The 11,850-nt window shown below is 27.3% G+C and carries 11 protein-coding genes and 1 pseudogene; 11 read left to right on the plus strand and 1 reads right to left on the minus strand.

All coding sequences use genetic code 4. From position 1 onward, the window contains the following. Nucleotides 1-172 precede the first annotated feature (172 nt). The 11 genes from C6B38_RS11920 to C6B38_RS04950 all read left to right on the plus strand — a co-directional run bounded on the left by C6B38_RS11920 (nt 173) and on the right by C6B38_RS04950 (nt 10,691). Nucleotides 173-301, plus strand: a complete 129-nt coding sequence (locus C6B38_RS11920; RefSeq protein WP_255401075.1) for a hypothetical protein — start codon at nt 173-175, stop codon at nt 299-301. A gap of 299 nt (nt 302-600) precedes the next feature. After that, nucleotides 601-1,854, plus strand: coding sequence for an oligopeptide ABC transporter permease OppB (gene oppB / locus C6B38_RS04915; protein WP_233485542.1), 1,254 nt, complete (start codon nt 601-603; stop codon nt 1,852-1,854). Between the two features lie 16 nt (nt 1,855-1,870). After that, nucleotides 1,871-2,860, plus strand: coding sequence for an oligopeptide ABC transporter permease OppC (gene oppC, locus C6B38_RS04920; protein ID WP_105298863.1), 990 nt, complete (start codon nt 1,871-1,873; stop codon nt 2,858-2,860). A 29-nt stretch (nt 2,861-2,889) separates the two neighbouring features. Beyond that, nucleotides 2,890-4,593: an oligopeptide ABC transporter ATP-binding protein OppD gene (gene oppD / locus C6B38_RS12065; protein WP_105298864.1), complete on the plus strand. Its 1,704-nt coding sequence runs from the start codon at nt 2,890-2,892 to the stop codon at nt 4,591-4,593. Between the two features lies 1 nt (nt 4,594). Beyond that, nucleotides 4,595-6,829 (plus strand): oligopeptide ABC transporter ATP-binding protein OppF, encoded by a 2,235-nt coding sequence (gene oppF, locus C6B38_RS12070; protein WP_105298865.1) that lies wholly within the window; start codon nt 4,595-4,597, stop codon nt 6,827-6,829. Nucleotides 6,830-6,831: 2 nt separating this feature from the next. Next, nucleotides 6,832-9,006: an ABC transporter substrate-binding protein gene (locus tag C6B38_RS04935; RefSeq protein ID WP_105298866.1), complete on the plus strand. Its 2,175-nt coding sequence runs from the start codon at nt 6,832-6,834 to the stop codon at nt 9,004-9,006. Between the two features lies 1 nt (nt 9,007). Further along, nucleotides 9,008-9,157, plus strand: a complete 150-nt coding sequence (locus C6B38_RS11145) for a hypothetical protein (protein WP_233485543.1) — start codon at nt 9,008-9,010, stop codon at nt 9,155-9,157. Nucleotides 9,158-9,190: 33 nt separating this feature from the next. Beyond that, nucleotides 9,191-9,490, plus strand: coding sequence for a hypothetical protein (locus C6B38_RS11150; protein ID WP_233485544.1), 300 nt, complete (start codon nt 9,191-9,193; stop codon nt 9,488-9,490). Then, nucleotides 9,484-9,654 carry a hypothetical protein gene (locus C6B38_RS11155; RefSeq protein WP_233485545.1) on the plus strand — a complete coding sequence of 57 codons (171 nt, stop codon included), beginning with the start codon at nt 9,484-9,486 and terminating at the stop codon, nt 9,652-9,654. The genes C6B38_RS11150 and C6B38_RS11155 overlap by 7 nt, the downstream gene beginning before the upstream one ends. Before the next feature lie 142 nt (nt 9,655-9,796). After that, complete coding sequence (gene efp / locus C6B38_RS04945; protein ID WP_105298867.1) at nt 9,797-10,354, plus strand: elongation factor P; 558 nt, start codon at nt 9,797-9,799, stop codon at nt 10,352-10,354. Between the two features lie 31 nt (nt 10,355-10,385). Next, a complete protein-coding gene (locus C6B38_RS04950) occupies nt 10,386-10,691 on the plus strand; it encodes an MMB_0454 family protein (protein WP_004028711.1) in 306 nt (101 codons plus the stop codon). Nucleotides 10,692-10,830: 139 nt separating this feature from the next. On the opposite strand, the pseudogene C6B38_RS04955 reads toward C6B38_RS04950, so the two are convergent. Next, a pseudogene (locus C6B38_RS04955) lies at nt 10,831-11,850 on the minus strand (ISNCY family transposase); the annotation flags it as partial.

Consider the following 11,850-nt stretch of genomic DNA (forward strand, 5'->3'; position numbering starts at 1 on the left):
TAAAGAAACATTTAATAATATGTTAATTGCTTCAATGTTAAGACTTAATAGCAGAATTAATGAAGTTAAAATTAATAAAAATAAAGAAAAAATTGAATTTAATATTTTTAAATTAAATCAATCTCAAAATCAATTTTTATCTTTATAAATAAAAAACTTTTTAAAATTAGTAATGTTAATTGCTTCAATGTTAAGACTTAATAGCAGAATTAATGAAGTTAAAATTAATAAAAATAAAGAAAAAATTGAATTTAATATTTTTAAATTAAATCAATCTCAAAATCAATTTTTATCTTTATAAATAAAAAACTTTTTAAAATTAGTAATAACTTTAAAAAGTACTTTTTAGTGTGTCAAAATCCATAATTTTATAAAATTATTTATTCAATTAAAAATTATATTTTTAAAAAAGTTGATTTTTTTATAAATTTTGTTATCATTTACTCATAAGCAAAACATAATTTGTTTCTAATTACTTAATTTTATTAAAAACCTCAAAATAATATATACTACCCTATTTTTGAATAATTTATTTTAAGCACATTATTTAATAAAAAGTTGAATAAACGAACATCACTTTTTACTGAAATGAAATATAAAATGGCAATTATTAATCATCATCGTCGGGAATTTTTTGATCGTTTTCCATTAATAGGTTATTCATTAAAAAGAATATTTTTTGCAATTATTACTTTGTTGTTAGCAATTTGTGTAATTTTTATTTTATTACGGTTAGTAACTCCCAAATATAAAATGGCAATTATTAATCATCATCGTCGGGAATTTTTTGATCGTTTTCCATTAATAGGTTATTCATTAAAAAGAATATTTTTTGCAATTATTACTTTGTTGTTAGCAATTTGTGTAATTTTTATTTTATTACGGTTAGTAACTCCCGATGATATTTATATTAAAGATATTGATATTGATAAATTAAATATTTTGTCAGGTACACCAGAATATAATGCTTTGCTTGAACAAAAAATGAAAATTTTTGGGGTATATGGTTCAATTTGAAGTCAATTAGGAACATATTTGCGAAATATTATGCCTTTTATTAAAAAAACAATAATTGTTAATAGCGCTTTTGATCCAATAACTGGTGAGTTAGTTGGTGAAAAAGTTACAACATGATTTTATTTAGGAGTTGTTTTTTCAACAGCAGTAGCACAGCCAGGAGAATTAGTATCAGGTATCTTTGCACGAGCAATTCCATATTCATTTGGTTTTGGGTCAGTCGCTGTTTTGTTAGCTTATTTAATTGGTGTGCCGTTAGGAATCATTGCTGCAAAAAATAAAGAACGTGGTGTTGATAATACCATTAATGCTGGTTCAATTATCTTTTTAGCAATTCCACCAGTTGTTTTAGTTGTAGGGATTTATTTAATTTCAATTAATTTTTTTTATGCTCATGGTTTATTTAGCTCGGGAACTTTTGATACTAAGTTTTGACCAGTTTTTGCAATTTTCTTAATGATAACACCACCAATTGTCATTAATACAAGACGATATGTTATTGATGAAATGACAGCCGATTATACTAAGTTTGCACTATCAAAAGGAATGACTAATCGTTATATTTTCTATATTCATATTTTCCGTAATGCGGGGATTCGAATTTTTCGGTTATTACCAGCAGCTTTTGTAACAACAATTTTTGGAGCAAGTATTTTTGCTGAACAAAATTGAGCAATTCCAGGGATGAGTAAATTTATTGTGTCGGGAGTTGGAAACAAGGATTCTTTTGTTGTTATGGGATATATTTTATTAACAGCAACGGTTGGAATTGCTACTAGTTTAATATCGGATATTATGATGGCGATATTAGACCCACGAGTAAAATTAACAAAATAAAGAGAGGAGCAAGATGATGCGAAGAGTTACAGATGAAGAGTTACTTGATTTTCAAAATTATGATATCAATAATTTAGATCCAAGTTTATTTGAAATTGTTGGGCCACAACTAGAAGAGAATGAACGAATTTCAACGAAATCATATCGTTATTGAAAAGTAGTTGGTCAAATTTTAATTGCTAAAAAAACATTTATTGTTTGTTTATTATTATTACTTGCAATTGTCTTATTAACAGCAATTGTTCCAATTGGTAAAATCGCGAATCCGTTACCTGCTGATTTACCAATTCCTAATTATCAACAACCTTTAGCTCCAAATGCAACTTATTTATTTGGACTGGGAATGAATGGTGAGAATTATTGAGATAAAATTTGAATTGGAATGCGAACTACCTTGTTATTTACATTAATAATTGCCTTAATTCAAATTTTAATTGGGGTTATTGTTGGTGCAATTTGAGGGTTTTATAAAAAATTTGATATTTTATTTATTGAAATTACACGATTTCTAAATTTAGTACCAACATTAATTTTATGATTAATTATTATTTTTGCTTTAGGTAAAACAATGCCAGTCATCATTTTTGCCGTATCACTTACTAGTTGAATTACTTTGGCAGAGGTTATTCGGGTACAAATTATTTTAGTTCGAAATACAGAATATAATCTTGCTTCAAAAATGTTAGGAACATCAGGACCAAAAATTGTGACAAAAAATATTATGCCACGAATTTTACCATTAATTATTCAAACAGCATCTTTTGCTGTTCCAATGGCTATTGCAATTGATTTAACATTAAATTACTTTAACTTTGGTTTTGTACAAGGACGTGAAAATACGACATTAGGATTTATTTTAAATGAAGTATTAGCATCTAGTAAGTGACAAGATTATCCACATTTATTAATTATTCCTATTTGTTTTATTGCTGGAACATCGGTTTTATTTTTCTTATTTGGAAAAGTATTTGCTGATTCATTAGATCCCAAAAACCATTATAAATAAAAATGACATATTAAAGGAGAAATTGCTTTATGGAAAAAGAAATTGTTATTTCAATTAAAAAATTAATAATAAAATTTAAAACTCGTGGTAATGTTTTAACTGCTATTCGAAATATTTCTTTTGATATTTATGATGGTGAAACATTAGCAATTGTTGGTGAGTCGGGAAGTGGCAAGTCAGTTATGACCAAAACATTTACTAATATGTTAGAAAGTAACGGATGAATTAGTAATGGTTCAATAGTTTATTCGCCTTCGAAAAATATTTTAGCGGATGATTTCGTATATTTTCGAAAACCAGTTCATTTAGTTGATTTTCATAAAATTTTATTAGATAACAGCCTACAAAAAAATATTATAAAGTATAATAAAAAACGAATTATTAGAACAACACAAAAAATAAAAATGATTAATAGTTTAGAATTAACTAATTTACAAGCAGCAATTGTTGCTTTACGAAATAAAATTGAAGTATTAAAAAAACAAATTGGTTTTAGTCATTCCAATCGAATTAATAATAAAATAGGAAAACTTAATGCACAATTAAAAGAATATAAAAATCAACAAGAGATGTTGTTAAACCCTGAATTAAAACAAAAAAAGATTGAATTTTTACAAAGTTGAATTGTTGATTATAATAATGAAATTGATAAAATTAAAAAATTAACTTGAAGAGAAAAACGGTTATTAGGGAAAAATATCCAGTTTTTAAAAAAATATTTTGAACAAGGAATTATTCCTCCACCAACAGAATTTAGTAAAATTCAAACTTATTTTAGTAAAAAAACTTATACCGATGGAATTCGTTATCGTATTAACAAATTAAATCAGTTAATGGTTATTGGTGAACCATTAAATGCTAATAATTTTACTAATGTTTATGAAGAATGAAATTTAATTAAAAATTTTGAATTTATTAATAAATTAAAAGCGGCAAAACAAATTAGTAAATTACGTGGTCCAACAATAGCAACAATTTTCCAAGATCCAATGATATCTTTAAATCCATTATTATCAGTTGGTTTTCAAATTTCAGAAGTATTACGAAAACATCGTAAATTATCACGAGCAATGGCCAAAAAAACAGCGCTTGAATTATTAGAAAAAGTTGGAATTCCAAAGGCTAAAAAACGTTATCATGATATTCCGGGAATGTATTCGGGCGGAATGCGCCAACGGGTAGTTATTGCAATTGCTTTAGCTTGTCAACCAAAAGTTTTGATTTGTGATGAACCAACAACAGCCTTAGATGTTACAATCCAAGCGCAAATTCTTGATTTAATTAAATCGTTACAAAAAGAATATAAATTTACTGTTATTTTTATTACCCATGATTTAGGTGTTGTCGCAAATATTGCTGATCGGGTTGCTGTAATGTATGCTGGTCAAATTATTGAATATGGAACAGTAAATGACATTTTTTTTGATCCGAAACATCCTTATACTTGAGCGCTATTATCTTCTTTACCGCAATTTGGTCAAAAAGGTGAAGATCTTTATTCAATTCCTGGTTCACCACCATCATTATTTGCAAAAGTATATGGGGATCCATTTGCTCCTCGTAATCAGCATGCGATGAAAATTGATTATTTATTAGAACCACCAATGTTTAAAGTAAGTGAAACGCATTATGCAAAAACTTGACTATTAGATCCACGAGCTGCGAAAGTAACAAAACCAAAACAATTGCAACAATTAGAACAAATTAAAAATGATACAAAGGTAGGTGATTAAGATGAACAAAAACGAACAAGAACAGTTTATTATGGTTCGCGATTTGTTAATTCAATTTCGCCAAAAAAATAAAAAAGTAAATGCAGTTAAATGAGCAAATTTTGATATTTACCGCGGGGAAATTTTTAGTATTGTTGGTGAATCAGGGAGTGGTAAAACGACAATTGGTCGTGCCATTGCTGGTGTACAACCAATTAAAGACGGAACGATTTATATGGACCGACATTTGATTTGGGGAAAACCACCACAATTATATAAAATTAATTTAGATATTAATGAAAAACTACGATTATTGCAGAATAATAATATGTTATTAAATAAACATTTAAGTAATTATATTAATAATTTAAAAATTAGTTATTATCGTTATTTTGAAAATAAAAAATATGTTGTTAATACAAAGGAATTAATACCTTACGAAAATAAACAATATTTAGTAACAACTGACCTTGGATTAAAGAAAGTTGATTTATTAAATTTTAATCATAGTAATAATCATTTTACCTTAGTAAAAGAAATGTATGAACATAATTTAATTTTATTAAAAGATATGTTAAAAGCTTATCAACGAATTTTTCGTTTTATGGATAATTTACACGAATGAATTCCATCATTATCTCTTGACTTAGAAGAAGAAATCAAAGGACGTGTCCGTGGAAATATTGAAATTATTGAAAGAAGTATTTTATTAGGGCATCAAATTTATAAGACTCTTTTAAAATTAGAAGAAAATCGTAATGCTTTAAAAGAAAATCTTGTATTAGAACAAGCACAAAAATATTATAATGCTTCTTTTGAACAATTAGCAAAATTATTGTCAATTCATACTAAATTATTAGATGAGGTTCATTTTTTGCATAAAAATCAACGGGCGGCTTTTATTCTTTTTGTTCCTAAGGGAAAACGAAAAAAGTATATTTTAGGTTATAATAAACGTTTTAATGTTTTCAAAAGTGATTTTGAAAAGGCATATTTAAAGGAATTACAAAAATTAGAATTAGAACCGCAAGCAAATGCACAAGCAATTGTTGCATTGCAACAAGCATATCAAACTAGTGCTTTAATGATAAATATTGCAACAGCAGATAATGCTAAAACATTAAATGAATTAGCAACCACTACTAATTTGAAAACAAGTTTGGCAGCATTACCAAATAATGAATGAAAAGAAACATTAATGACTTTAGTTAATAAAAATGCAACAGTAGAACAGCAACAAGCGATCCTTGCTGATTTATCATATTTAGCACGCCATGGGGTTTTTCGTGATCAAACAACAATTAAATTATATTATCAATGAGTAGGTAAAAAATATAAATATTCAACATCTGACATTGTTGCTTCTAATCGTTTGTTAGATTTGTTAGATTTACCATTAATTGATGAAATTGTTAAAAATGCTGAATTGTTTAAATTACCAACAAGGAGAGAAAATCGTTTACAAAAGAAAAAAATTCAAATGATTTTTCAAGATCCATCTTCATCATTAAATGATCGAATTTCGGTTGAAGAAATTATTGGGGAAGGGTTAACAAATTTTCCTGAATTATATCAAAATGCTACTGCTCGCCAGTTGTATTTAACTTATTATAACAATAATTTAGGAAAAAATGAAAAACCATTAAAGTTAGAACAAATTAAAGATCATGATGTCAAACATTTCTTAATTTTAAGCATTTTAAAAGAAGTTGGATTATTACCAGAACTTTTATCACGTTACTCACACGAATTTTCAGGAGGACAACGACAACGCATTGGTATTGCTCGAGCATTAATTATGAAACCACAATTTATTATTGCTGATGAACCAATTTCCGCATTAGATGTTTCAATTAGAGCCCAAGTTTTAAACTTATTAAAAAAATTTCAGCAACAATATAATTTAACTTATATTTTTGTTGCTCATGATTTATCGGTTGTGCGTTTTATTGCTGACCGAATTGCTGTTATTTATCATGGTCAACTTGTTGAATTAGCAAGTGCTGAAGAGTTATTTATTAATCCATTACATCCATATACTCGTGCGTTATTATCAGCAATACCAATGCCTAATCCAAATTATGAAAAAGAAAAGGTTCATTTCATCTATGAACCAGAAAAAGAACATTGAGATTATTTATTTGATTTACCAGAGTTTACGGAAATTAAAACGGGACACTATTTATTTGGGAATTCACGTGAAATTGCTGCGGCAAAAACTAAACTTGCTATGGCAATTGACAGAAAGGAGGGGTAACGATGTTCAAAAAGAAATTGGCGTTTTTTGCTAGTTTTACCGTAATAACCACAGTAACACCATTAGTGATTTCGTGTGAAATTAGTTTAGACCAATTAGCAAATCGTTTAATTACCGATAATGTTTTTCGCTCTATTTTTAAATTTCCCTTAACATCTTGGTCAAGTGCATCAACAATGCTAGGTGAAGATAATAAAATTTTAGCTGATGTTCTTGGAACATTAGTAGCAACTGATAAATATAATCGTAGTTTTGGTGATCTTGCTGAACAAAAGGATAAAACATCAAAATATGTTGGAATTCCTAATGCTGATCAAAGTGAATGAAAATATAAAATTTCACCTCAAGCAAAATGATTTGATTATCAAGGTAATTTTCAGCGACAAGTTAAAGCTAGTGATATGATTAATACTGCTAAATTTGTTTTATTTCCAAAAAACTTATCGGCAACATCAGGATTATGGCGAACTTTTATTAGTGGTGCACAAGAAATTTGGGAGTATTTTCAAGCAGGTAATTATCAACCAGATTATTATAATGATCCAATTTGAAAAAAATTAGGAATGACAATTAATGATAGTGATGATGAAATTACCATTAAATTAACAAAGTCAGCAGAATATTTTGATACTTTAATGACTTATTTAGCTTTTGCGCCATTACCAGAAAAGGCATTACGACAAGGTTATAATTATGGGACTAATTATAAAAATATTTGGTATTCAGGGGCATATTTAGTTGAAAAATATAGTTCAACTTCACAAATTTTATTACGAAAAAACCCTGCTTATCGACATGCGAAATTAACATACATTGATAAATTAAATTATACTTATTTAGCAAATAACGATGTTTCGCGTGAACATGTTTTATTTGAATCAGGTGACGTCAATGATTTTCTAGTTGAACCAACAGATAGTAACGGTTGAAAGAAATATGTTGGTTCTAATCCTGCTAATCCAATTTTCAGTGGTGCATCAAGTATTATTAATCCTGATCCAACAACATATACGATTATTAATAATTATGCGAATAGTGATGTTTTAAATTCAAATCCAGCTCGTGCTAAACAAGCATTAAATGCAAGTAAGGCATTACAATATGATAAAATTCGAAAATATTTATCAACCCAATTAGACCGTAGTAAATTTGTTAAATATTATTCTGAAGCTCTAGATGATTCACCAACTTCCAAGTTTTTACGAAATGTTTATACAGCACGTTATTTTGTTTATAATGGGAATGTTGATTATGCGTCATATGTTGAAGAAGCATATGCAAATCATTTTTTAAATGGTAATGTGATGGCTGCTAGTCAATTGTTAAAAGATGGTAGTGATGCTTTATATCGTAACAAAGATTTATTAGAAAATAATGATAATATTTTAGATGATATTCGTAATTGATTACAAACAAATATTGGTTCTTCACAAGTTGAATTTCGTTTTTTAATGAATGGTGCATGAACATTAACAATTAATAAGTTTTTATTAAATATGATTGACTCATTTAACGCTGAAAATGATGTGATTAAAATTATTCCAGATATTACTGTTGATGCCACAGAATATGTAACACGTCGTAAAAAAGCAGATTGAGATATGCAAGCAGGAGGATGGTCCCCTGATTATGCAGACCCGTATACTTATTTACATACCTTTTCCTTAGGTGGTGATTTACAATATTATTTTGGAACTTCACGGATTTTTAGTGACCTAAAATTAACAAATAATCGTGCTCCAGATTATGCAACAATTAAGGATCAATTGAATAATCCATATTGAAATCTTTTAAAAAATACAACAGCAATTGAAGATTTTTATAATGTTTTTAAAAATTATACTAACCAAGTAGCAACAAGTGATGAAATTACTGATCCAACTCGTTTAGCTGATCGTTATCGAAGTTTTGCTGAAGTTGAATTTAATGCCATTTATACTAATTTTATGTTTATTCCAGTTTATGTTCCAAATGGTTCATATCAAATTCGAATTTCATATGTAACACCACGAACACAAGTTACAATTGGATATGGTAGTTCAAAATATAAACATTGAGGAATGGTTTTAAATCCTTATTTACTAACTACGCAAGAACGTCAAATTATTGAAAAACGTTACCAACATCAATTAGCAATTATTCAAACTGATTATGCCGCCTTTAGGGAGGATTATTAATATGAAAAAGTTGTTAACATCTTTTATGGCTTTTATGGTCGTTAGTGTTTTTGCTACTGTTGTTAGTTGTGCAAAAATTGAAACTCGTGATCGTAGTAAAATTTCGTTATTTTTATTTAAAAGTGAATTAGCTTTAATTCCTGTTTTTTAAAAACAACAGCCAACCGCAAAAGTAACTGAAACGATGTTTCAAAATGCAATTTATGATGCACTAGAAACAAACCGATATCGTGGTGAAATTGCAAGTGAGGACTTAAAATTTATTTATTATGATAAGGATTTAATTTCAAAATCTTGAACTGATTTGCCATGACAACCACTAGCAAGTGGCGGAGCAAAGACAGCATTGTTATGAGTGCAAATTATTGCTAATAAGAATAGTATTCATTTTGCTGATAAAACTAATATTATTTCGGTAACATTATATCAAACAGAACCACTTGCATTAGATACCATTACCTTTAATTATGAAAAAAAGTGTTAAAAACCTTACCAGTTGAAGATATGATGACTTACTTTGCAGTCCTAAATCCAACATTTTATTTCTCAGCATGTCATTTTTTAATTAGTAAAACAACTGACCGTGTTATTATTAAGGCAGTGTCAACTTCAAACCGATATCGTGGTGAAAATATTATTAATTTTTAGGTTATATTACAATTTTATAAAATTAAAATTATTTGGGGAAAATTTGCTTAAAAGAAATTTTCTCCTTTTTATTAATTTTAATAACTTTCTGTTTAAAATTAAGATATAATTAAACTACGATAAATAGAAAAGGAAGAAAAAGATGATTAGTGTAAACGATTTCCGCCCAGGATTAACGTTTCAATATGAAGGTAATATTTACATCGTAATTGAAGCACAACATTCAAAATCAGGTCGTGGGCAAGCACATGTTAAAACAAAAGTTAAAAATTTGCGAAGTAATGCAACAACAAATATTACTTTCACTGGTGGTGATAAAGTTGAAAAAGCAATGATTAACAAGGTTGAAATGCAATATTTATATGATGATGGTACCAATGTCATCTTTATGGATACGCAAACTTATGAGCAATTAGAAATTCCATCAACTAATTTAGTTTGAGAAAAAAACTTTTTAAAAGAGGGAGTAATGGCTTCTGTCACAAAATATGATGGTGAAGTATTGGAAATTATTTTACCAGATAAGGTGGATTTAACAATAACTGAGGCAGAAGCAGCAGTAAAAGGTGATACTAGTTCTGGAGCAATGAAAAAAGCAGTGCTAGAAACTGGATTAGAATTACAGGTTCCTTTGTTTATTAAAGAAGGGGAAGTTATTACTGTTTCAACTAGTGATGGAAAATATTCCGGACGTGCTTAATTTTAATAATTCATAAAAGGAGAGATTGAAGATGAATAATAATTTTAATGAATTAATAATTGAAAGTAACCATCGTGGAACAATTGCTGTTAGTTTATTAACAATTAAAAAAATTATTTTATATGCAATCCGTGATTTGACCCATCAATATTTTGTGGATAAAGTTGAATGTCGAATGATTGATAATTCATTATTGCACATTTATATTAGTGGAAAAGTAATTGCAAAAGAAAACTTAAATGATTTAACAGTTGAAATTAATGAAGCAATTATGAAAGAATTAAGTTATTCGTTACAAATTAAACCAAAAAATATTAGTATTGCTTATCATCATTAATAATTTAAAAACCAATTAACTATAGAAAAAGAAAAAAATGTTATGCGTTTGCTAAGAACTTACAAAGTTCTTAGCAAAATTTTATTTATTATATGTTATTTTAATTCTACTGTCAATATCTAGCTAAAATTTCGTAAATTTATTTAATTGATAATTGTTTCATAGTATATCTTTCAGTTCATGAATGATTTGATTTGGGTTTATGAGCTTTATTTTGGTAATGTTTTTTCTGTATTTTTAACTGTTGGAATATATTCTAATAGATTATAAATTTTGTTTTCATACTTAAGATACAATGTTTTATCAAATGCATTAATTATTGTAACATTTGTTTTTGAATTAAAAACTTTTAGTTTTTTATTATCATAAGCTAAGTACTTTTTATTTGCAAAACTAATTGATGATCCATTATCTGTTCTTCTTGTTGAAGTTATTGATAAAAGTAAATTAATTTTGTCACTTTCTGGTGCATCAACGAAAGCAGAATTATTATAATCAATGGGAAGAGCAAAGTGTTTATTGAATTTAGGCAGAAATTCTTTTAAGAACTTATTTGTTTCTTCAAGAGTAGTTACTTTTGCAAGACCTAATTCATTTTTTAGACGATCTTGTAAAGTACCTCATAACCGTTCAATTCGACCTTTTGCTTGAGGAATTGAAGTAGTTATGATTTCGACACCTAATTCATTACAGCATCTGCTGAATTGATTAAAGGTGTTTTTTTCTTCGTTTTTACTATTATTTTTTTGATAAGTAAAAATTGTTCGCTTATCTGTATAAAATGTCATAGGAATACCATAGTTTTTTAAAATTTGATATAAAACATTATAATAACCATTTAAGGTTTCTTGATAATCAAAATATAATCCAACAACTGTATTTGTTGCATCATCAATAGCACCATGTAAAAATATTTTAGGATGATTTATTCCTAGTCATAAATGTTCACTAGCATCAGCTTGTAATAATTCCCCAAAATATTTGTGGCGTTCTCTTAAAGGATGTGATTTATCTTTTTTTCTTAATTTCTGTTTTCTAGGAGATTTTATTTGATTTAGAGACATTAAGTTGTACAAAACTGAATAAGAAATTTTTATTTTTTCATTTTCAAGTAATTTTTCTTTAAAATGTATAAAATTAAAATCAATATATTTAGTTT

The organism is Spiroplasma sp. ChiS, from assembly GCF_002968355.1.
In the GTDB taxonomy this organism is placed as follows: domain Bacteria; phylum Bacillota_I; class Bacilli_A; order Mycoplasmatales; family Mycoplasmataceae; genus Spiroplasma; species Spiroplasma citri.